Source organism: Sciscionella sediminilitoris, assembly GCF_000737195.2.
Classification (GTDB): Bacteria; Actinomycetota; Actinomycetes; order Mycobacteriales; family Pseudonocardiaceae; genus Sciscionella; species Sciscionella sediminilitoris.
Genome location: NZ_JALM01000045.1, coordinates 23,169 through 43,823 on the forward strand (window position 1 = coordinate 23,169; position 20,655 = coordinate 43,823).

At 70.0% G+C, this 20,655-nt stretch carries 15 protein-coding genes and 1 pseudogene; 11 read left to right on the top strand and 5 right to left on the bottom strand.

The annotated features are described in order from the left end of the window. Positions 1–25: 25 nt before the first annotated feature. The 3 genes from AD72_RS19755 to AD72_RS19765 are packed head-to-tail and all read left to right on the top strand — an operon-like array spanning position 26 to position 3,311. A complete protein-coding gene (locus AD72_RS19755; RefSeq protein ID WP_031468012.1) occupies positions 26–1,657 on the top strand; it encodes an amidohydrolase in 1,632 nt (543 codons plus the stop codon). Beyond that, a complete protein-coding gene (locus tag AD72_RS19760; protein WP_231644901.1) occupies positions 1,636–1,878 on the top strand; it encodes a DUF3311 domain-containing protein in 243 nt (80 codons plus the stop codon). Before AD72_RS19755 ends, AD72_RS19760 begins: the two co-directional genes overlap by 22 nt. Continuing rightward, positions 1,875–3,311, top strand: coding sequence for a sodium:solute symporter family protein (locus AD72_RS19765; RefSeq protein WP_031468014.1), 1,437 nt, complete (start codon positions 1,875–1,877; stop codon positions 3,309–3,311). The genes AD72_RS19760 and AD72_RS19765 overlap by 4 nt, the downstream gene beginning before the upstream one ends. On the opposite strand, the gene AD72_RS19770 is transcribed toward AD72_RS19765, so the two are convergent. Both AD72_RS19770 and AD72_RS19775 read right to left on the bottom strand, forming a co-directional pair. Further along, on the bottom strand, positions 3,269–4,897 hold the full coding sequence (locus AD72_RS19770) for a cobaltochelatase CobT-related protein (protein ID WP_031468015.1): 1,629 nt from the start codon (positions 4,895–4,897) through the stop codon (positions 3,269–3,271). The two genes, AD72_RS19765 and AD72_RS19770, sit on opposite strands and share 43 nt — an antisense overlap. An 82-nt stretch (positions 4,898–4,979) precedes the next feature. Then, positions 4,980–5,927 carry an AAA family ATPase gene (locus AD72_RS19775; RefSeq protein WP_031468016.1) on the bottom strand — a complete coding sequence of 316 codons (948 nt, stop codon included), beginning with the start codon at positions 5,925–5,927 and terminating at the stop codon, positions 4,980–4,982. Positions 5,928–6,042: 115 nt separating this feature from the next. Here AD72_RS19775 and xsc point away from each other — a divergent pair, with 115 nt between their 5' ends. The 5 genes and pseudogenes from xsc (at position 6,043) to AD72_RS19800 (ending at position 12,629) form a co-directional block, all read left to right on the top strand. Continuing rightward, a complete protein-coding gene (gene xsc, locus AD72_RS19780; RefSeq protein ID WP_197285022.1) occupies positions 6,043–7,815 on the top strand; it encodes a sulfoacetaldehyde acetyltransferase in 1,773 nt (590 codons plus the stop codon). Positions 7,816–7,995: 180 nt separating this feature from the next. Beyond that, positions 7,996–9,360 (top strand): aspartate aminotransferase family protein, encoded by a 1,365-nt coding sequence (locus tag AD72_RS19785; protein ID WP_031468018.1) that lies wholly within the window; start codon positions 7,996–7,998, stop codon positions 9,358–9,360. Between the two features lie 102 nt (positions 9,361–9,462). Continuing rightward, positions 9,463–10,824 carry an amino acid permease gene (locus AD72_RS19790; RefSeq protein WP_156365277.1) on the top strand — a complete coding sequence of 454 codons (1,362 nt, stop codon included), beginning with the start codon at positions 9,463–9,465 and terminating at the stop codon, positions 10,822–10,824. Positions 10,825–10,854: 30 nt separating this feature from the next. Further along, a pseudogene (locus AD72_RS19795) lies at positions 10,855–11,792 on the top strand (ABC transporter permease). Positions 11,793–11,825: 33 nt separating this feature from the next. Further along, on the top strand, positions 11,826–12,629 hold the full coding sequence (locus AD72_RS19800) for an IclR family transcriptional regulator (RefSeq protein ID WP_031468020.1): 804 nt from the start codon (positions 11,826–11,828) through the stop codon (positions 12,627–12,629). Here the strand turns inward: AD72_RS19800 and AD72_RS19805 are convergent. Continuing rightward, entirely contained in the window at positions 12,616–15,489 is a 2,874-nt protein-coding gene (locus AD72_RS19805; RefSeq protein WP_031468021.1) for an FAD-binding and (Fe-S)-binding domain-containing protein, read from the bottom strand. The two genes, AD72_RS19800 and AD72_RS19805, sit on opposite strands and share 14 nt — an antisense overlap. A gap of 115 nt (positions 15,490–15,604) precedes the next feature. On the opposite strand from AD72_RS19805, the gene AD72_RS19810 reads away from it, so the two are divergent. The 3 genes from AD72_RS19810 to AD72_RS19820 all read left to right on the top strand — a co-directional run bounded on the left by AD72_RS19810 (position 15,605) and on the right by AD72_RS19820 (position 19,109). Next, on the top strand, positions 15,605–16,876 hold the full coding sequence (locus AD72_RS19810; protein WP_031468022.1) for a hydroxyacid-oxoacid transhydrogenase: 1,272 nt from the start codon (positions 15,605–15,607) through the stop codon (positions 16,874–16,876). Between the two features lie 15 nt (positions 16,877–16,891). Further along, positions 16,892–18,253: an MFS transporter gene (locus tag AD72_RS19815; RefSeq protein WP_037346524.1), complete on the top strand. Its 1,362-nt coding sequence runs from the start codon at positions 16,892–16,894 to the stop codon at positions 18,251–18,253. Between the two features lie 64 nt (positions 18,254–18,317). After that, positions 18,318–19,109 carry an IclR family transcriptional regulator gene (locus tag AD72_RS19820; protein ID WP_031468024.1) on the top strand — a complete coding sequence of 264 codons (792 nt, stop codon included), beginning with the start codon at positions 18,318–18,320 and terminating at the stop codon, positions 19,107–19,109. Between the two features lie 3 nt (positions 19,110–19,112). Here the strand turns inward: AD72_RS19820 and AD72_RS19825 are convergent, their stop codons facing one another. Both AD72_RS19825 and AD72_RS19830 read right to left on the bottom strand, forming a co-directional pair. Next, a complete protein-coding gene (locus AD72_RS19825) occupies positions 19,113–20,033 on the bottom strand; it encodes a hypothetical protein (protein WP_051898799.1) in 921 nt (306 codons plus the stop codon). Positions 20,034–20,106: 73 nt separating this feature from the next. After that, the coding region (locus tag AD72_RS19830) for a mannosyltransferase YkcB-related protein (RefSeq protein ID WP_484592865.1) at positions 20,107–20,655 on the bottom strand (549 nt) is incomplete at its 5' end.

Below are 20,655 nucleotides of genomic sequence, written 5' to 3' on the forward strand. Positions count from 1 at the left end.
GAGCGACCGGCAACGAGGAGGAACCTTGACACCAGCGGCAAATCCGGCGGATCTGGTCCTCACCGGCGGAACCGTGCACACCCTCGACGCGGGCGCACGCACCGCGCGGGCGGTCGCCGCGACCGGCGGACTGATCACCGAGGTCGGCTCGGAACGCGATATCGCCGCGCTGATCGGACCGGAGACGAAGGTGCTCGATCTGGCCGGGCGCACGGTGATTCCGGGTTTCGTGGAGTCGCACAACCATCCGACCTTCTTCGGGCTGACCCTCGCGGCACCGGTGGACGCGGGCAGCCCGCCCAATGACCGGATCTCGGACATCGTCGAACGGGTCGCACAGGCGGTGCGCGATCGCGGTCCCGGCGAGTGGATCCGCGGGTTCCGCTACGACGACACGCTGCTCGCCGACAACCGGCATCCCACGCGCGCCGACCTGGATCCCGTCGCGCCGCGGAATCCGGTGCTGCTGACCCATGTCTCCGGGCACTTCTGCGTGGCGAACTCGGCGGCCCTGCGCGCGGTCGGTATCGATGCGAACACCCCGGATCCGCCCGGCGGGCGCATCGCGCGGGACGAGAGCGGGAATCCGAGCGGGCTGCTGATCGAATCGGCGGCCTTCCTGGCGACCTCGCAGCTGCCCGGGCAGGACGTCGAAACGCTGACCGAGGCGCTGCGTCTCGCGGATGCCGAATACCTGGCCAACGGGATCACCTCGGTGCACGACACCGGGGTCGGGCTGATCGGCGGACCGGCCGAGCTCACCGCCTACCGGCGGCTGCACCGCGAGGGCGCGCTGCGCACCAGGGTGCACGGATACCTGTTCCACGAACTGCTCGACGGCCTGCGCGAGGGTGTCCCGGAACCACCGGAACCCGGCGACGACGCGTTCACCATGACCGGGGTGAAGATCGTCGCGGACGGCTCGATCCAGGGCCTGACCGGGTGCCTCGCCGAGGGCTACACCTGCGCACCCGATGAGCACGGGATGCTGCTGCTCGAACCGGACGAGCTCGTCAGGCGGATCGCCGCGCTGGACGAGTCGGGCTGGCAGGTCGCCGTGCACGGCAACGGTGATGCCGCGATCGAGGCCATCGTGCAGGGCTACCAACGGCTCGGCGCTCCGGAGGGCACCGGGCGGCGGCACCGCATCGAGCACTGCCAGACCGCCCGCGAGGACCAGCTGGACCGGATGGCCGCACACGATGTGCTCGCCTCGTTCTTCGTCAAGCACGTGTACTTCTGGGGCGACCGGCACCGGGACGTGTTCCTCGGCCCGCAGCGGGCGGCCCGGATCAGCCCGCTGGCCTCCGCGCGCCGCAGGGGAATCCACTTCGGACTGCACTCGGACACCCCGGTGACCCCGGTGCCACCGCTGGAGGGAATCTGGTGCGCGGTCACCAGAACCACCAGCGGCGGGCACACGCTCGGCGCCGAGCAGGCGGTCAGCCCGCTGGACGCGGTGCGCGCCTACACCCTCGACGCCGCCTACCTCGCCGGAGAGGAACACCTCAAGGGCAGCATCGAACCGGGCAAGTTCGCCGATCTTGCGGTGCTGGACGGCGATCCGCTCACCGTCGAGCCGCAGCGGCTGCGCGACCTCCGGGTGGAGGCGACGGTGCGCGGCGGCGAGCCGGTATGGACCGGGGCGCCGCGATGACCCGCCGCTGGCCGAGCCTGCTCATCGGGCTCGGTATCCCGGCGCTCGCCCTGTTCGCCGGAATCCCCGCGGTGGCCGGGAGCACGGTGACCGTGCTCGGTTTTCCCTTGGTTTTCTTCTGGATCTTCTGCTGTTTCCCGCTCACCACCCTGTGCCTGTGGGTCAGCTGGCGGTTCTTCGACCGGCAGGTGGCCGAGGACCGACCGGAGGAACCCGGATGACCGTCGCGATCCTCGTCGTCGTCATACTGGCCTCGCTGGCGCTCGCGTTCTGGGCAGGCCGGGGCACCCGGGGCGGCGGCATCTCCGAGTTCCTGGTCGGCGGGCGCAGTTTCCCCGCCTGGCTCATCTACTTCCTCGCGGTCGGCGAGGTGTACAGCATCGGGGCGATCATCGGGCTGCCGAGCGGGATCTACGCGGGCGGCCCCGGCTACGGGGTCTGGTTCCTCGGCTACATCCTGCTGGCCTACGCCATCGGGTATTTCCTCGCGCCGCTGATCTGGCGGGCCGCGCACCGCTACGACGCGATGACCGTGCCGGACGTGTTCGGCGGCCATTTCCGGAGCAGGAAACTGGAACTCGTCTCCTGCGTGATGATGCTGCTCGCGCTGATCCCCTGGGGCCAGTACCAGTTCATCGGGCTGCGCATCGTACTGAGCAACCTCGGGATCCCGCTGAACTCGGTGGAGTGCGTGGTGCTCGCCGGGCTCGTCGCCTTCGGCTACATCGCGGTCTCCGGGATCCGCTCCCCCGCCTTCGTGGCGATCCTGAAGGACACGCTCATGCTGATCGCGGTGGTGGCCGTCGGGCTGGCCGCGGTGCTCGCCATCGACGGCGGCGGACCGGCGCCGAGCGGGCCACCCCGGCACATCGAGACCACGCTCGGCGGATCGCAGCTGACCTTCGCGATGACCACGATCCTGTTCCAGGGCCTGGTGTTCTACCTCGGGTTCGGCGCCTCGTACATCTTCCCGGCCCGCTCGGAGCGCACGGTGAAGCGTTCCACCGTGTGGATGCCGCTGTACATGCTGATCTTCCCGTTCGTGGTGCTCGCCGCCTACTACGGCATCCGGATGCATCCGGACCTCGCCGATCCGAACACGGTGTTCATGGCTACCGCGCGCGGGCTGCTCCCCTCCGGGCTGCTCGGCATCGTCGCCGCGGGCGCCGCCCTTTCCGGGGTGCTCGTGCTCGCCGCGACCGCGCTGTCCATCGGCGGCATGGTCAGCCGCAATCTGGTGCCGAACCTGGCGCCCTCGGTGCAGCGGCGCTGGACGGTGCTCGCGGTCGGGGTGTTCCTGGTGCTCGGCGCCGTGCTGACGCTGGTGGCCTCCACGCTGATGCTCACCGTGCTCAACCTGACCTACAACCTGCTCGCCCAGCTGGTGCCCGGCTGGCTCGCGGTGCTGTTCGCGCGGCGGGTGCGCACCAGCGCGGTGATCGCGGGCATGGTCGTCGGCGCGGTGACCGCGATCCTGTTGTACGTGGCGGGATTCTCCTTCGGCGGGGTCAATCCCGGGCTGATCTCGATGGCGCTGAACCTGGCCGTGGTGTTCGGCTGGAGCGCGATCCGGCCGGGAACCGAGCGGGTTCCGGTGCTGCACCGCGGCGCTCAGCGAGCCAGTGCGGCCAGCACCTCGGCCACCATCCGCTGACCGGAAAGCGATTCGGTGTCCAGTTCCCGGTGCCGTCGCAGGGTGCGCCCGAGATCGAGGCCGAGCCCCAGTCCCAGGACTTCCCGCCCCGCCCGGTCCAGTGCGGACAGCTGCGCGCGCAGGTGCCGCTCCAGGTAACCGGAACCATTGGCCAGTTCGGTCGACCGTTCCATCGGCGCCCCGTCGGAGACGAGCACCAGTACCTGCCGCCGCCAGGACTGTTCCTCGGCACGTTCGGCCGCCCAGCGAACCGCCTCGCCGTCGATCCCCTCCCGGTACAGGTCCTCGCGGAACAGCGCGGCGATCCCGGAGCGGCCGCGCCGCCACGGAGTGCGCGCCTCCTTGAACACCAGGTGCCGTCGTTCGGCGAGCCGGCCCGGATCGGGCGGGCTCCCGGCACGCAGCCAGTCCCGCCGCGCACGGCCGCCGTGAAACCCGCCGGTGCTGAACCCGAGCACCTCGCAGGCGGCCCCGGCCCGGTCGAGCGCGCGGGCGAACACATCCACGAGCACCGCGACCGCTTCGATGTGCCGCTTCATCGAACCGGAGCAGTCGAGCAGGAACGTGACGAGCACATCCGGAACCGGTTCGGTGCGCTCGACGCGGAACACCCGGTGATCGGCGGGCGCGCAGATCAGCTGGCTGAGCGCGCGCCCGTCCACATGGCCCTCCTCCTGACCGCCGAGCCAGCCGTCCACCCGCGGTTCGGCGAGCAGGGCGTGCAGTTTCCTGGCGAGCGGGCCGATGGCGATGCCCTGACCGGCCACGAGCCGGTCCAGCCGCTGCCGATACTCGCGGAGCTGGGCCGCCCGCACGAGTTCGGTGGCGTGCTGCTGGCGATCGTGCGCGGTGGTGAACACCCGGTACGGCGCGGTTTCCCCGCCGGTTTCCGGTTTTCCGCCGCGCGTCCCCGGATGTCCGCCCTCGCTCTCCGCGCCGAGCACCAGCAGCGCGCCCGCGGAATCCGGTGCCCGCTCCGGCTCCCCGGGATCGCCGAGCATCCGGGCGAGCGTTTCGGCGATCTCCCGCGCATGCCCGGCGTACGCGGCCTGATCGTCCCGGCTGCGGCGCAACCGGGCCAGCTGTTCGCCCAGCGCGGGAGCGAGCGCGTACCGCGGTTGTTCGATCAGATCCTCGACTGCTTCCGGGATCGGCTCGCCGGTGACCCGCGCGTGACAGATCACCGCCACGGTGTACAGCAGCAGACCGCGCGCGGTCTCCAGGTGGCCCCCGGCGCGCACCTGTTCGGACCAGTCGGCGAAGCAGCGGCGCAGATTGGCGGCCACCCCGGGAAGTTCGGGCGGGGCCAGCGCCTCGACGCGGAACTGCTCCAGCTGCTCGAAAACCGCTCGCGCTACCGGATGCTCCGGGCGGGTGGCGCGCAGCAGCCCCGGATCGGAATACCGCAGCCGCGCGGCGATCGCGTCCACCGAACCGCGCCGCACCGCCGCGCTGCGGTGTTCCGGGCGCACGTGCGCGACCGGGATCCGCACCGGCGTTCCGCCGCGATAGGGCACCGGACCGTGCAGCAACAGTTCCGGGATCCCGGTCAGGGCGCGCAGGGTGGCTCCTTCGACGGATGTCATGAGAGCGCACCTTTCATGAGCATCGCAGCGAGCGCCAGCGAGTGAGGAGCGCAGCGAAAGTCCGATCGGGACAGCACAGTCGTCATGCCACCAGCTCGTCCAGTTCGGCGGCGAAACAACGCTGGAAGTACTCGGCCACCAGCGGGCGTTCCTCGGGATCGCACTTGTTCGCGAACGACATCCGGAAGGCCTCGCCCGGATCCGGGAACACGGCCAGGTTCTCCGCCCAGCTGATCACGGTGCGCGGGGACATCAGCGTGGACAGATCACCGGCGGCGAAGCCCTCCCTGGTCAGGCCCGCCAGTTCCACCATGGCCGCGGCGAGGTCCCGGTCCAGTCCGGGAACCTGGCCGAGCACGATCGCGATCTCCTCGGCCGCGGGCAGGAAATCCAGGGCGGCGACGATGTTCCACCGGTCCAGCTGCGCCTGGTTGAGCCGCTGCACCCCGCGGTAGAGGCCGGTGTGGTCACCGAGCCCGGTGGTGTTGGCGGTGGCGAACAGCCGGAACCCGGGATGCGGGCGCAGCACCTCGTTGCGGTCCAGCAGGGTGAACCGGCCCTCGCGTTCGAGCAGCCGCTGCACCACGAACATCACCTCGGGGCGCCCGGCATCGTATTCGTCCAGGATCAGCGCGACCGGGCGGCGCACCGCCCAGGGCAGCACGCCCTCGCGGAACTCGGTGACCTGGTGCCCCTCGCGCAGCACGACCGCGTCCCGCCCGATCAGGTCCAGCCTGGACAGCTGCCCGTCCAGGTTCACCCGGACACACGGCCAGTTCAGCCGCGCGGCGACCTGTTCGATGTGCGTGGACTTCCCGGTCCCGTGCATGCCCTGCACGAGCACCCTGCGGTTGTGCGCGAACCCGGCGAGCAGTGCGAGTGTGGTCTCCCGGTCGAACCGGTAACCGCGATCGAGGTCCGGAACGTGCTCATCGGCCTCGGTGAACGCGGGCACCCGCAGATCGGTGTCGATCCCGAACACCTCGCGTGCGGCCACCTCGGTGTCCGGCGAGCGGAATTCCGCTGACATGCGCCCTCCTCGACTCATCTCGCGCGTGCGCGGCATTGACTGCTCCGGCGCACCGTCCTATCGTCAACATATTCCACTATAAGAAAGACTTTGTCATCATATGGAAGGAGTCGGCATGGGTGAGCCGCGAAAGATGACCCCGTCCGAGGCGTTCGTCGAAACCATGGCGGCCAACGGTGTCACGGACATCTTCGGCATCATGGGCTCGGCGTTCATGGACGCCATGGACATCTTCGCGCCGGCGGGTATCCGGCTGGTCCCCGTCGTGCACGAGCAGGGCGCGGCGCACATGGCCGATGGGTACGCGCGGGTCAGCGGCAGGCACGGCGTGGTGATCGGGCAGAACGGCCCCGGCATCAGCAACTGCGTGACGGCCATCGCGGCCGCCTACTGGGCGCACAGCCCGGTGGTGATGGTGACCCCGGAGGCGGGGAGCATGGGTATCGGCCTCGGCGGCTTCCAGGAGGCCAACCAGCTGCCGATGTTCCAGGAGTTCACCAAGTACCAGGCGCACGTGAACAATCCCAAGCGGATGCCGGAACTGACCGCGCGCGCCTTCGACCGGGCGATGTCCGAGATCGGGCCGACCCAGCTGAACATTCCGCGCGATTTCTTCTACGGCGAGCTCGAGGCGGAGATTCCCGTCCCGCAGCGGCTCGACCGGGGAGCCGGTGGCACCCGCAGCCTCGACGAGGCCGCGGATCTGCTCGCCGGCGCCGAATTCCCGGTGATCATCTCCGGTGGCGGGGTGGTCATGGCCGACGGGGTGGAGCAGTGCAAGGCGCTCGCCGAACGACTCGGTGCCCCGGTGGTGAACAGCTACCAGCACAACGACTCCTTCCCCGCGAGCCACCCGCAGTGGTGCGGGCCGCTCGGCTACCAGGGCTCGAAGGCCGCCATGAAGCTGATCTCCAAGGCCGATGTGGTGCTCGCCCTCGGCACCCGGCTCGGTCCGTTCGGCACGCTCCCCCAGCACGGCATGGACTACTGGCCCAAGGACGCGAAGATCATCCAGGTGGACGCCGACCACAAGATGCTCGGCCTGGTCAAGAAGATCACCGTGGGCATCTGCGCCGATGCGGGCGAGGCCGCGGCCGCGCTGACCGAACGGCTGACCGGACGCACGCTCGCCTGCGATGCCACCGCGGCACAACGGGCCGCGGAAACCAAGGCGGAGAAGGACGCGTGGGAGAAGGAACTCACCGAGTGGACCCATGAGACCGACCCCTACAGCCTGGACATGATCGCCGAACAGGAGCAAGAGGAGGGCAACTGGCTGCACCCGCGGCAGGTGCTGCGGGAACTGGAAAAGGCCATGCCCGAGCACGTGATGGTGTCCACGGACATCGGCAACATCAACTCCGTGGCGCACAGCTACCTGCGGTTCGAGGAACCGCGCTCCTTCTTCGCCCCGATGAGCTTCGGCAACTGCGGTTACGCGCTGCCCACCATCATCGGCGCCAAGGCCGCGGCACCCGAGCGTCCGGCGATCGCCTACGCGGGCGACGGGGCCTGGGCGATGAGCATGGGCGAGATCCTCACCGCCGTGCGGCACGACATCCCGGTGACCGCGGTGGTGTTCCACAACCGCCAGTGGGGCGCGGAGAAGAAGAACCAGGTGGACTTCTACAACCGCCGGTTCGTGGCCGGGGAACTGGAAAGCCCCAGTTTCGCGGGCATCGCCGAATCCATGGGCGCGGACGGGATCGTCGTGGAGAAGCTCGAGGAGGTCGGCCCGGCGCTGCGCAAGGCGGTCGAGGCGCAGATGACCAAGGGGCGCACCACGGTCGTGGAGATCATGTGCACCCGCGAGCTCGGTGACCCGTTCCGCAGGGACGCGCTTTCCAAGCCGGTCCGCTACCTGGAGAAGTACTCCGACTACGTGTAATCCCTTTCCAGCAAACGAAGAGTGGGTGCCCCGGCATGACCGGGGCACCCACTTTTCGTTGTGCGGCACGGTCTTGGCGCGTTCTGGACCCACCAAAGCGGCGTTGTCTGGTTCTTTGCACGGACCAGTTCCGCTGCCATCGTTTGAGGAACACAGCGCGAGCGGTCAAAGGAGACGAGTATGGAGACCAGTGCACTGCGGGCGAGCGCCCGTCGCCACCTCGGCCCGCACTTCACCAAGAAACAGGCCTGGGACAAGGATTTCCCGGTCTTCGTGCGCGGCGAGGACTGCTACCTCATCGACAGCGAGGGAAACCGCCACCTCGACGGCCTCGCGGGCCTGTTCTGCGTGAACATGGGCCACGGCCGCCAGGACATCGCGAAAGCGGCCGCCGACCAGATCAGCACCCTCGGCTACGCCAGCAACTGGGGCACCGCCCACCCCGCGGCCATCCAGGCCGCCGAACTGATCGCCGACCTCGCCCCCGGCGATCTGGGCACCACCTTCTTCGTCAACTCGGGTTCCGAGGCCGTGGAATCCGCGGTCAAGTTCGCCCGGCAGTACCACCGCGGCCAGGGCCAGCCGCAGCGGACCAAGATCATCAGCCGGGAGATGGCCTACCACGGCACCACCCTCGGCGCGCTCGCCGTCACCGGGCTGCCGAAGATCAAGGAACCGTTCGGCCCGCTGATGCCCGGGGTGCGGCATGTTCCCAACACGCTCGGTTTCCTCGGCGACTGCGGCCCGGCCGAGCAGCTGGCCTGTGTGCGCGCGATCGAGGAGGTCATCCTCGAGGAAGGCCCGGAGACGATCGCGGCCGTGTTCGCCGAGCCGGTACAGAACGGCAGGGGCGCGCTCGTCCCGCCCGGCGGTTACTGGGCCGCGCTGCGCAATCTCTGCGACAAGTACGGCATCCTGCTCGTCTCCGATGAGGTGATCTGTTCCTTCGGCCGGATCGGTTACTGGTTCGGGCACGGGTTCACCGGCGTCGTCCCGGACATGATCACCTTCGCGAAGGGCTCGACCTCCGGCTACGCCCCGCTCGGCGGTCTCCTGGTGCGCGAACAGCTCGTCGGGGAACTGTTCGGCTCCCCCAAGGCCGGTACCTTCACCCACGGCGCCACCTGGGGCGGGCACCCGGTCTCCACCGCGGTGGCCGTCGCCAACCTCACCGCCATGCGTGACGAGCAGGTGCCCGAGCACGTGCGCGAAGAGGGTCCGGTGCTCTACGAGGGCCTGCGTTCGCTCGCCGAGGCGCACCGCTGCGTCAAGGATGTGCGCGGAACCGGGTTCTTCTACGCGATCGAACTGATGGCCGACCGGGACGGCGGACGCGAGTTCACCGAGGCGGAATCGGCCACCGTACTGCGCGAGGTCCTGCCCGAGGCGTTCCGCAATACGCGCGTACTGCTGCGCGGAGACGACCGGGGTGCGACGATGCTGATGGTCTCCCCGCCACTGGTGGCGGACCGGGACACGCTATCGGCTCTGCTGCACGGCATCGACGGGATGCTCACCCAGGTGGAGAAGGCCATTCAAGCCTAGGGCCTGATCCGGGACGGTGGAACGATGGCGCAAAGGAGCGTGAGGAGTTCAGTGGGCCAGGGCGAATCGAACGGGCTGCGGCAGGGCCTGCGGCAGCGGCACATGAATCTGATCGCGATCGGCGGGGCGATCGGTGCCGGGCTGTTCGTGGGCAGTGGCGTGGTGATCCAGTCGACCGGCCCGGCGGCGGTGATCTCCTTCCTGATCGCCGGGCTGATCACGGTGCTGATCATGCGGATGCTCGCCGAGATGACCGTGGCGAAACCGGTGCGCGGCTCGTTCTACGTGTACACGAGGGAGGCCTTCGGCAACCGGACCGGATTCGCGGTCGGCTGGATGTACTGGTACTTCTTCGTGATCGTCGTCGCGGTGGAAGCGGTGGCGGGCGGGCGGATCGTGCAGCTGTGGCTGCCCTCGGTGCCACTGTGGGTGCTCAGCCTCGCCCTGCTCGTGCTGCTCACCGCGACGAACCTGGTCTCCGCGCGCTCCTACGGGGAGTTCGAGTACTGGTTCTCCTCGATCAAGGTCATCGCGATCGTGGTGTTCCTCGTGGTCGGCGTGCTGTACCTGTGCGGCTGGTGGCCGGGAGCCCAGGGCGGGCTCGGCAACCTGGTGTCCTCCGGCGGATTCGCCCCGCTCGGGTTCGGCGCCATCCTCGCCGCCGTGGTGCCGTGCATCGGCTTCTACACCGGGGCCGAGATCGTCACCATCGCGGCCGCCGAGTCCGCGGAACCGGCCAAGAGCGTGGCCAAGGCGATGCGCTCGATCGTCTTCCGGGTGGTGCTGTTCTACGTCGGCTCGGTGTTCGTGGTGGTCGCGATCCGGCCGTGGAACACCCCGGAGATCGCCACGAGCCCGTACGCGGCCGCGCTGCGGGTCCTCGGGGTCCCCGCGGTGTCCACGGTCATGAACGCCATCGTGCTCATCGCGGTGTTGTCCTGCCTGAACTCCGCGCTCTACACCTCTTCGCGGATGCTGTTCGCGCTCACCGACAACGGGGACGCCCCGCGCGCGTTCACCAAGCTCTCCCGCAGCGGGGTGCCGCGCAGGGCGATCCTGCTCGGCACCGTTGTCGGCCTGGTCTCGGTGATCGCCGCGTACGCCTCACCGGACCTGATCTTCGACTTCCTGGTGAACTCCTACGGTGCCGTGGCCCTGTTCGTCTACCTGGCCATCGCGCTGGCACAGGTGCGGCTGCGCAAACGCCGCGATCCGGGCACCCTGCGGATGTGGTTGTTCCCCTGGCTGAGCTACGCGACCATCGCGCTGATGGCCGCGGTGCTGATCGCCATGGCGGTGCTCCCGGCGAGCCGCGCGCAGTTCTGGCTCAGCGTGCTGACCCTCGTGGTGATCCTGATCGGGTTCGAGATCCGCAGGCGCCGCGCCAAGAAGGCGGCGGCGACCGCCGGGCCCGAGGAGACCGATACCCCGAGCCCGAGCGAGACCACCAGCCCCGGCGGATAATTCAACACGCGAGGAGTAACCTCGGGCACCGTGCGCGCGCCGAGTTCCCAGGCCAGCCGGAACGCTCCTGCCGAGACCGGCCATACGGTCCGGCGAGCCGTTGCCGACCTGCGCGCGGGACTGGCCGCGCGCAGCCTGTGGGGCCACCTCGGCTGGCAGGACATCCGGGCGCGGTATCGCCGTTCGGTGCTCGGGCCGTTCTGGATCGCGATCAGCCAGGCGGTCATCGCGCTCGGGCTCGGGCTGCTCTACGGGGTGCTGTTCCACACCTATATTCCGACCTTCATCCCGTACCTGCTCACCGGGCTGATCACCTGGAACCTCATCCAGGGCTGCCTGACCGAGGGCATGGAGACGTTCATCGCGAACGAGGGGCTGATCAGGCACCTGCCCGCGCCGATCTCGCTCTACATGCTGCGCACCGTGTGGCGGCAGCTGCTGATGTTCGCGCACAACGCGCTCGTCTACGTGATCGTGCTCGTCATCTTCTTCGCCGAGCTCGACCGTCCGTACGCGACCCAGTCGGTCGCGGGGGCGTGCCGGGCGGACCTGATCTGCAACCCGGGACTGTCCCCGGAATGGCTGCTCGGTCTGCTCGGGCTCGCCCTCGTCGTGCTCAACCTGACCTGGCTGACCATGTTCTTCGGGATCGTCTCCACCCGGTTCCGCGACTTCCCGCAGCTGGTCAGCGCGATCGTACAGCTGCTGTTCTACCTGACCCGATCGTCTGGCCGATCGATCAGCTGCTCTCCCCCGGCGGTTCCCGGCACGCGCTCAAAGCGCTCATCGAACCGGTCATCCAGCTCAACCCGGTCTATCACCTGGTCCAGGTGGTGCGCGGACCGTTCATCGGCCAGCTGTTCAGCCCGTGGAGCTTCGTGGCCTGCGCGGGCATGGCGATCCTCGGCTGGACGGCCACCCTGCTGCTGATGCGCGCCTACCGGGCGCGGGTGTCCTACTGGGTTTGAGTTCCGCCCGGCGCAACACGGTACCTTGCCTGCATGACCTCCGCTGACCACGACGATTCCCCCGCCGCGCCCGCGGGGACCCAGGCGATCCGGCGCGCGCTCGGCACGCTGAAGCTGCTCGCGGAGGACGGCGGCGCGCTCTCGGTGAACCGCATCGCCACCCGGCTGGGTCTCTCCCCCGGCACCGCGAACCGGATGGTGCGCGCGCTGCTCGCGGAAGGGCTGGTGGCCCACGATCCGCGCACCGACACCTACTACCTCGGGGCGGGCACGGTGCTGCTCGGCCAGGCCGCACAGCAGGGTTTCGGGCTGGACAAATCGCTGCCGATCCTGGAGGCGCTGAACGCCGAGACCGAGGAATCGGTGAACCTCGCGGTGCGGGAGAAAGCCGAGTCGGTGGTGATGCTGCGCGTGCAGTCCACCCTCGCGCTGCGGTTCGAACAGCGCGTCGGTGCCCGGTTCCCGCTCTACAGCACCGCATCCGGCAAGGCCATCCTCGCGCACTCGCCGGACGCGGACGCCTACCTGGACAGCCTCCCGGAACGCCTCGAACCGCTCGCTCCGGGAACCGTGACCAGCCGCGTGGAACTGGCCAGGCAGCTGGCCAAGATCCGGCGCAGCGGCTACAGCATCGACAAAGAGGAGAACGTGGCCGGGGTGCGCTGCGTGGGCGCTCCGGTGCTCGACGCGGACGGCCGCGCCCAGGCGGCGCTGGTGATCCAGGTGCCGACGGTGCGCATGCCCCCGGAGCGGGTGCGCGAGCTGGGCGCGCGCGTGGTGACCGCGGCCAAGGAGATCGCCCGGTTCATCCCGCTGGACCGCATCATGTCTCGCTGAAGGTCCCGCCGACCCCGAGCGCCCGCGCGGCGAGGCTGGCCAGGTGCACCGGTTCCCGCTCGCCGAGCTGGCGGATCTGAGTGCGGCAGCTGAACCCGTCGGCGTGCACCTCGCTCGTGCCGTCCGCGCGCATGGCGGGCAGCAGCTCCTGTTCCGCGCAGGCCACCGACACCTCGTAGTGCCCGCGTTCGAAGCCGAAGTTCCCGGCCAGCCCGCAACAGCCGCCCTCGAGCACGGTCACCTGTTCGGTGAGCTGTTCCAGCAGGGCGCGGTCGGGTGCCGAACCGAGGTCCGCGTGCTGATGGCAGTGCACCTGGCTGAGCACGGTGCCCTGGCCCCGTGGCGCGCGCCGCTCGATCGCCGCACCGGTCTGCTCGGCGAAGGTCCTGGTCAGCCCGGCGAGCAGCGGAACACGGTCGTCCTCGGGCAGCAGCTCGGCCGCGTCGGCGCGCAGCATCGCGGTGCAGCTGGGTTCCAGGCCGACGACCGGAACCCCGGCGCGCAGCCACGGCTCCAGCGTGTCCAGGGTGGACCGCAGCCGCCGCCGTGCCGCGTCGAAGCGCCCGGTGCTGTACCAGGTCAGCCCGCAGCACACCGGACGCTGCGGCAGCACCACCCGGTGCCCGAGCTCCTCGAGCACGGCCACCGCGTCCTTGCCGATCTCCGGATCGAAGTGGTTGGTGAAGGTGTCCGGCCACAGCAGCACGGTGTCCCCGCCGCCCGCGCGTTCCGGGCGGCCGCCCCACCACTGCCGCAGGGTTTTCCCGGCCAGCGCGGGGATCGCGCGCTCCGGGGCGAGACCTCCCGCCCGGTTCAGCAGCGGGGCGAGCCGGGATCCGGTCACCGCGTTGACCATCCGCGGCGCGCGGGCGGCCAGCCGCAACCACTGCGGCAGCGCCCCCATCGCGTAGTGGCTCATCGGCCGCGGGCGCCCGCGGTAGCGCCGGTTGAGGTACTCGGCCTTGTAGGCGGCCATGTCCACCCCGACCGGGCAATCGGTCTTGCAGCCCTTGCAGCCCAGGCACATGTCGAGCGCTTCACCGACCTCCGGGGATCGCCAGCCCTCGGTGATCACCTCGCCGTTCAGCATCTCGAACAGCAGCCGCGCACGGCCCCGGGTGGAGTTCTGCTCCTGACCGGTGGCCCGGTAGCTCGGGCACATCACCCCGCCGGACGAGGCGAGGCATTTCCCCACACCCACGCAGCGCCTGCTCGCCGCGGCGAGGTCCCCGCCGTCCGCGTGCAGCGCGAGCTCGGCCCGGGTCGGCAGGGTCGCGGGGGCCACCACGGGGCGCAGGTCCGCGTCCAGCGGGGCCGGGTCCACGATCCGGCCGGGGTTCATCCGCGCTTCCGGGTCGAACGCGGCCTTGAACGCGCCGAAGGCATCGATGATCCGCGGCGGGTACATCTTCGGCAGCAGCTCCGCGCGCGCCTGCCCGTCGCCGTGCTCCCCGGAAAGCGATCCGCCGTGCGCCACGACCAGATCCGCGGCCGCGGTGAGGAAATCCCGGTACCTGGCGGGCCCGTCCGCGCTCGTGAACGGGAAGTCGATGCGCACGTGCAGGCAGCCCTCGCCGAAATGCCCGTAGACGGTGCCGCGGCGGCCGTGCTCGCCCAGCAGTTCGGTGAACGAGCGCAGGTAGGACCCCAGCCGCTCCGGGGGCACCGCGGCGTCCTCCCAGCCCGACCACGCCTCGGAGCCGTCGGCGAGCCGGGTCGCGAGCCCGGCCCCCTCCTCCCGGATCCGCCACAACCGCCGTTGCCGTGCCGGTTCGGTGACCACCAGCGCCCCGGTGCCTACTCCGGTCATCGCTTTCTCCACCAGCCGCGCTTGCTCGGCCGCCTCGCTCTGGTCCGCGCCGCCGACCTCGACGTAGAGCCAGGCGCCGCCCTCGGGCAGCTCCCCGCGCACCCCGGTGCGTTCCTGGAAAGCCCGCACCAGTTGCTCGTCGATGCCTTCCACGGTCAGCACCGGCAGCCCGAGCAGCGCGGGAACCGCGTCCGCCGCGGCGATCGGATCGGCGAAGCCGAGCACCACGAGCGCCCGGGTCCGCGGTACCCGGACCAGGTCCACGGTGGCGCTGAGCAGTGTGGCGCAGGTGCCCTCGGTCCCCACGAAGGCCCGGGCCAGGTCGAAGCCGTTCTCCGGGAGCAGCGCGTCGAGCCGGTAGCCCGAACCGCGCCGGGGCAGCTCCGGAAAGGCCGCCCGGATCGCTGCCTGTTCGCGCTCCGCGATCCGCCGCAGATCCCGGTACAGCTCGCCGATCCGGTCCTGGCGGGCGCACAACGCGGCGAGCCGTTCGGGTGTGGTGGGTCCCAGCTCGGTCACCGTGCCATCGGGCAGCGCCACCTCGCAGGAGCGCACCGAGTCCGCGGTCATCCCCCAGGCCACCGAATGCGAACCGCAGGCGTTGTTGCCGATCATCCCGCCGAGCGTGCACCTGCTGTGCGTGGACGGATCGGGGCCGAAGGTGAGCCCGTGCGCGCCGGCCCGTTCCCGCAGCCGGTCCAGCACCAGTCCGGGCCGCACCCTGGCCACCGCGCGCTCCGGATCGAGTTCGAGGACCTGGTTGAACGCGGGCGTGCAGTCCAGGATCACGGCCGCGTTGCTCGCCTGGCCGCCGATACTGGTGCCCGCGCCGCGCGGCAGCACGGGCAGCCCGTACGCGGCACACCGGTCCAGGGTGGCCAGCACATCCGCCTCGCTGGCCGGTTCCACGACCGCGAGCGGGATGTGGCGGTAGTTCGAGGCGTCGGTGGAATACAGCGCCCTGGCCATGGTGTCGGTGCGCACGGTCCCCTCGAGCACCGCGGCCAGTTCGCTGCCGAACGCCTGGATGTGTTTCGCTGTCGCCACCATTGCCGATCTCCTGACTTTCCGCCCGGCCCTTTACGAACGCCGTCCCACGCCTTACGGTCTATGTCACATAGTGGGTGTGTCTCCCATATAGTGTCAACGATTGGAGCCGTCGACGATGCCGGAAATCCGCACCAACGAAAGCGTTTTCACCTGGGCCGCCCCGCCGCTCAAGTTCGGGGCGGGCGCACTGGACGAGATCGGCGCGGAGGTCGCCGCGATGGCCGCGGGCAGCTGCCTGGTGCTCACCGATCCGGCCGTGCAGGAGACCGGAATTCCCGACCAGATCAAGGAAAGCCTGCTTTCGGCCGGGGTCAAGGCCGAGGTGTTCGACCGGGTCGGTGTGGAACCGACCGATGAGAGCATCGCCGAAGCGGTCGCCTATGCACGGGAACGCGAATGGGACTGCTTCGTCGCCGTGGGTGGCGGATCGGCCATCGACACCGCGAAGGCGGTCAACCTGCTCACCACGCATCCCGGGGAACTGCTGGACTTCGTCACCCCGCCGATCGGCGGCGGCAAGGCGCCGTGGCTGCCGCTCAAACCGCTGATCGCGGTGCCCACCACGGCGGGGACCGGATCGGAATCCACGACCATCTGCGTGATCGACTTTCTCGGCCTGCACCTCAAGGCCGGGGTGAGCCACGCCAAGCTCCGGCCGAGCCTGGCCGTTGTGGACCCGAGGACCCTGCTCACCCTGCCGCCCGAAGTGACCGCGGCCAGTGGCATGGATGTTCTCTCGCACGCGTTGGAGAGCTACACGGCGGTGCGCTACGACGCGAAGGCCGCGCCCGAGGATCCCATGCGCCGCCCCGCATTCTGCGGTTCCAACCCGATCAGCGACGTGTGGTGCGAGATGGCGCTGCGGCTCGTCGGCGCCCATCTGCGGGCCGCGGTGTGCAACGGCCGCGATCTGGCCGCACGGACGAACATGGCGCTGGCCTCCACCTACGCGGGCACCGGCTTCGGCAACGCGGGAACCCATCTGCCGCACGCCAACGCCTACCCGGTCGCCGGGGCGGTGCGCGAATACCACGCCGCCGGGTACCCGCAGATGCCGATGGTGCCGCACGGCCAGGCGGTCTCGGCCACCGCACCCGCGGTGTTCCGCTGGACCTACCCTTCGGATCCGGAGCGCCACCTGCGGGCCGCCGAGCTGCTCTCCGGGCGCACCTTCACCAAGACCGACGGTGCCGAGGCGCTGCCCGCCGTGCTCACCGAGCTGATGACCGATATCGGGATGCCATCGGGACTGCGCGCGTTCGGTTACACCGCCGACGACATCGACACCCTGGCCGAGGGCACGCTCAAGCAGACCAGGCAGCTCGCGGTGGTGCCCCGTCCGGTCGACCGGGCGGCCGTCACCCGCATCTTCGAGCAGTCGCTGTGATCCGGGGAGACCGCGATGACTGCTGTCCCGGACAATGCGACGCAGCGGCAGACACAGCGTCAACTGCGCACGGTGGTCGCCTCGAGCGTGATCGGCACGACGGTCGAGTGGTACGACTTCTTCCTCTACGGCACCGCGGCGGGGATCATCTTCAACCGGTTCTACTTCCCGAGCGGGAACCCGGTGGTCTCCACGGTGCTCTCGTTCGCCACCTTCGCGCTCGGCTTCGTCGCCCGGCCGATCGGCGGGCTGATCTTCGGGCACATCGGTGACAAGCTCGGCCGCAAACGCACCCTGGTGGCGACCATGCTCATCATGGGCGCGGCCACGGTGGCGATCGGCATCGTGCCCACCTACTCCCAGATCGGTCTCGCCGCACCACTGATCCTGGTGGTGCTGCGGCTGATCCAGGGGGTGGCGATCGGCGGCGAATGGGGCGGCGCGGTGCTGCTCGCCGTGGAGTACGCGCCCGCGAGGAAACGCGGCTTCTACGGCAGTTTCCCGCAACTGGGACTGGCCACCGGACTGGTACTGGGAACCGGGGTGTTCGCGCTGCTCAACGCGGCGATGCCCGGGGACGCGTTCCTGTCCTGGGGCTGGCGGCTCGCGTTCGGGCTCTCCGCGCTGCTGGTGCTGATCGGCCTGTTCATCCGGTTGCGCGTGGTGGAGACCCCGGCCTTCCGCACCATGGAGAGCAACCAGGCGAAGGCCACCATCCCGGCGATGGATCTGCTGCGCGACCGGGCCAGCAGGCGGAACCTGTTGCTGGGTATGGGAAGCAGGCTGCACGAGGGTGTCTCGTTCAACACCTGGGCGGTGTTCGCCATCTCCTATGGCACCGGCACCATCGGCATGGATCGCCAGCCATTGCTGCTCGCGGTGCTCGCCGCCGCCGCGGTGATGGCGATCTGCATCCCGCTGTTCGGCAGCGCATCCGACCGGTTCGGGCGAAAACGGGTGTTCGGGCTCGGCCTCGTACTCACCGGGATCGGGGCGTTCCCCGCCTTCGTACTGCTCAACCAGGCGAACACGGCCGCGGCGATCCTCGCGCTGATCGGGGTGCTCGGCATCTGCTATCCGCTGGTGTACGGGCCACAGGCGGCTTTCTATGCCGAACTGTTCCCCACCTCGGTCCGGTGCACCGGGATCTCGCTGGTGTACCAGCTCTCCGGAATCGTGGCCTCCGGGCTCACCCCGCTGCTGCTGGCCTATCTGGTCAGTCTCGGCGGCGGCGGCTACGGCTTCGTGCTGACCTATCTGCTGGTCACCATGGTGCTCAGCCTGGTGTCCACGGTGTTCATCCGCCGGGCCGATCCCGCGGAGCAGACCGGAGCAGACCGCACCGGGCAACTGCGGAGCACGCCGGCGAACGGCTGATCCGGACGCCCGTTCCGGGGCGCACGGTAGGCTGCTGCCATCAGGCGAGGAGGAGGCCAGCAGCATGAGCACCCCGGAACCGGGCGGCCGGGTGGCCGGTACCCAGACCGTGGCCCGCGCGTTCGCCGTGTTGCGGTTGTTCCGCGATCACCGGGGCGATCTCGGTGTCGGGGCCGTGGCACGGGAACTCGGGCTCAACCTCAGCACGACCCACCGCATCGTGCGGGCGCTCGTGGCCGAGGGGTACCTGGCGCAGAACGAGGACAACGAGCACTACTACCTCGGCGCCGGTGCGCTGCTGCTCGGCCAGGCCGCCCAGCACAACTTCGGCCTCGACGTGGTGTATCCGGTGCTGCAACGGCTCGCCGAGCAGACCGGTGAATCGGTGAACCTCGGGGTGCTCTCCGGGGGCACCGAGGTCGTGGTCGTGGAACGGGTCGAATCCGCGCAGCCGCTACGGTTCACCCAGCCGCCGGGCACCCGTATCGCACTGCACGCCTCCTCCATGGGCAAGGCGCTGCTGGCCAACAACACCGATGCCGAGCACCAGACCCTGCACGGGGTGCAGCGGCTCACCAAGGTCACCGAGAAGACGCACGCCACCGCGAAGGCCCTGCGCGCCGAACTGGACACCATCCGGGCGCGCGGCTGGAGCACCGACGACGAGGAGTCCGTGCTCGGGGTGCGCTGCGCGGGCGCCCCGATCCTGGACAGCGCGGGCCGGGCGCGCGCCGCGGTCGCCGTGCAGGCCCCCGCGGTGCGGGTACCGGACGAGCGGTTCGCCGAGCTCGGCCCGCTCGTGGCCGCCGCCGCGAAGGAGATCGCGACGCTGCTGCCGCCCGGGCACAGTTTCTAACCGCTACGCGGTGCCCTCGTTGACCGCCCGCGCGTAGTCCTTCGCGGTCCGGCCCTGCTGCGCGCACTTCGCGATGTCGTCGTAGAGCCACAGGAATCCGCCGGGGATTCCTGCCGAGGAATGCCAGCCGCGCATGGTGTCCCGCACCTGATCCGGGGAATCCCCTTCGGCGCACCCCTCCCCGTGTTTGCTCCAGAGTCCCGGATCGACCGGCATCCCCAGGTCCCGGCCCCACTGCCCGGGATCGTTGCCCGCCCCGCCCGCATAGTCCTGCAGATACACGCGGTCGAGCTGGGAACCGAGCCCGTCCTTGACCTTCTTCCAGTGCCCGGTGTTCGTGTACGGGGCGATGGTGAAGCCCTGGTAGCCGATCTCCTTCGCCATCCGCGCGAACCGGATGGTCGAATCGGCGTCGTAAGTCTGCTCATCGTCATCGTTGATCGCATCCGCCCCGGTGACCTCCCGGAGTTTCGCGAAGTTCTTCCGCAGCTTCTCCGTGCCGTCCGGGCTGCTCAGCAGTTCCTCGATGGCGCCCCAGTCCTGGGCGGGCGGCGCGGAACCCACCGAGACCTCGACACGGTTCACCGAGGTCGGCGCCGTTTTCAGGGTCCGCAACTGCGCGGCCCAGTCCGGATTGTCCCCGACGTATTCGCCGCCCGCGATGATCTTCCTGTCGTTGAAGGACAGATCGCCGGTGTCCTTGTCGACGTGGATACTCCACAGGATGACCGTGGTGAACCCCGAATCGCGCACCACATCCATTTCCTTGCCGCCACCCGAGTAGAACGGGCCGCCGCCGTAGACGGCCGAGCGCCCGGCCGCGGCGGCTCCGTCCGCGGCCCACCCCATTCCCGAAGTACCGGCGAACAGGGCGAAACCGAGCGCGCCGGCCAGCGCCACCCGCCACGTGCGTTTCCCGGCCATCCCGGACCCCTTTCCTCGCTCAGGCCACGGTAGGCGTCCCTGGCGGGCACGGGAAGGTCCTTCCGGATGATCTTCAGCCTGTCGTCCCGGCACCGGTCCCGCCGTGCCGGGTGCAGTCGTACAGGGTCTTGTCGCGGCCCAAGGTGTCGAAGGCGTGCTGTTCGGTGTCCGCCCCGCCGTAGGCCCGCGGATCCACCGGGGTGCAGTGATTTTCGATCCACCGCTGGCGCTTGGCCCGCGCATCGCCGAAGGAGGAGGCCCCGGTGGGCATCCCGCCGCCGGAACCGCTGCTGAGCACCTGGCCCAACCTGCCCGCCCGGGCCCACGCGTCCAGTTGTTCGGCCGAGGGACCGTTGTCGGTGCCCATGAATCCGCCCATGGCGATGATGTTCGCGGAGGAATTGAGAATGTACGGTGCGGCGAGGGTGGCGCCGCTGACCGCGAGGGGAATCTCGGCACCGCCGCTGTGCGTCCCGGCGTAGTCGAGTATTCGCCGCTGTGCCGCGGAAAGCCGCTCCGGATGCTCATCGGCCGCGGCGCTGACCGTGACCAGGCCCAGCGGTTTCCGCTCCCCGTGCCCGGCGGCGGGTGGTGGATGCATGCCGCCCCGGGGCGGTGGTCC

Bases quoted from the DNA above. Each gene is read 5' to 3' on its own strand.
- AD72_RS19760 (WP_231644901.1), top strand. From the start codon at position 1,636: ATGGACCGGGGCGCCGCGATGACCCGCCGCTGGCCGAGCCTGCTCATC.
- AD72_RS19765 (WP_031468014.1), top strand. From the start codon at position 1,875: ATGACCGTCGCGATCCTCGTCGTCGTCATACTGGCCTCGCTGGCGCTC.
- AD72_RS19770 (WP_031468015.1), bottom strand. From the start codon at position 4,897: ATGACATCCGTCGAAGGAGCCACCCTGCGCGCCCTGACCGGGATCCCG.
- AD72_RS19775 (WP_031468016.1), bottom strand. From the start codon at position 5,927: ATGTCAGCGGAATTCCGCTCGCCGGACACCGAGGTGGCCGCACGCGAG.
- xsc (WP_197285022.1), top strand. From the start codon at position 6,043: ATGGGTGAGCCGCGAAAGATGACCCCGTCCGAGGCGTTCGTCGAAACC.
- AD72_RS19785 (WP_031468018.1), top strand. From the start codon at position 7,996: ATGGAGACCAGTGCACTGCGGGCGAGCGCCCGTCGCCACCTCGGCCCG.
- AD72_RS19790 (WP_156365277.1), top strand. From the start codon at position 9,463: ATGAATCTGATCGCGATCGGCGGGGCGATCGGTGCCGGGCTGTTCGTG.
- AD72_RS19800 (WP_031468020.1), top strand. From the start codon at position 11,826: ATGACCTCCGCTGACCACGACGATTCCCCCGCCGCGCCCGCGGGGACC.
- AD72_RS19805 (WP_031468021.1), bottom strand. From the start codon at position 15,489: ATGGTGGCGACAGCGAAACACATCCAGGCGTTCGGCAGCGAACTGGCC.
- AD72_RS19810 (WP_031468022.1), top strand. From the start codon at position 15,605: ATGCCGGAAATCCGCACCAACGAAAGCGTTTTCACCTGGGCCGCCCCG.
- AD72_RS19815 (WP_037346524.1), top strand. From the start codon at position 16,892: ATGACTGCTGTCCCGGACAATGCGACGCAGCGGCAGACACAGCGTCAA.
- AD72_RS19820 (WP_031468024.1), top strand. From the start codon at position 18,318: ATGAGCACCCCGGAACCGGGCGGCCGGGTGGCCGGTACCCAGACCGTG.
- AD72_RS19825 (WP_051898799.1), bottom strand. From the start codon at position 20,033: ATGGCCGGGAAACGCACGTGGCGGGTGGCGCTGGCCGGCGCGCTCGGT.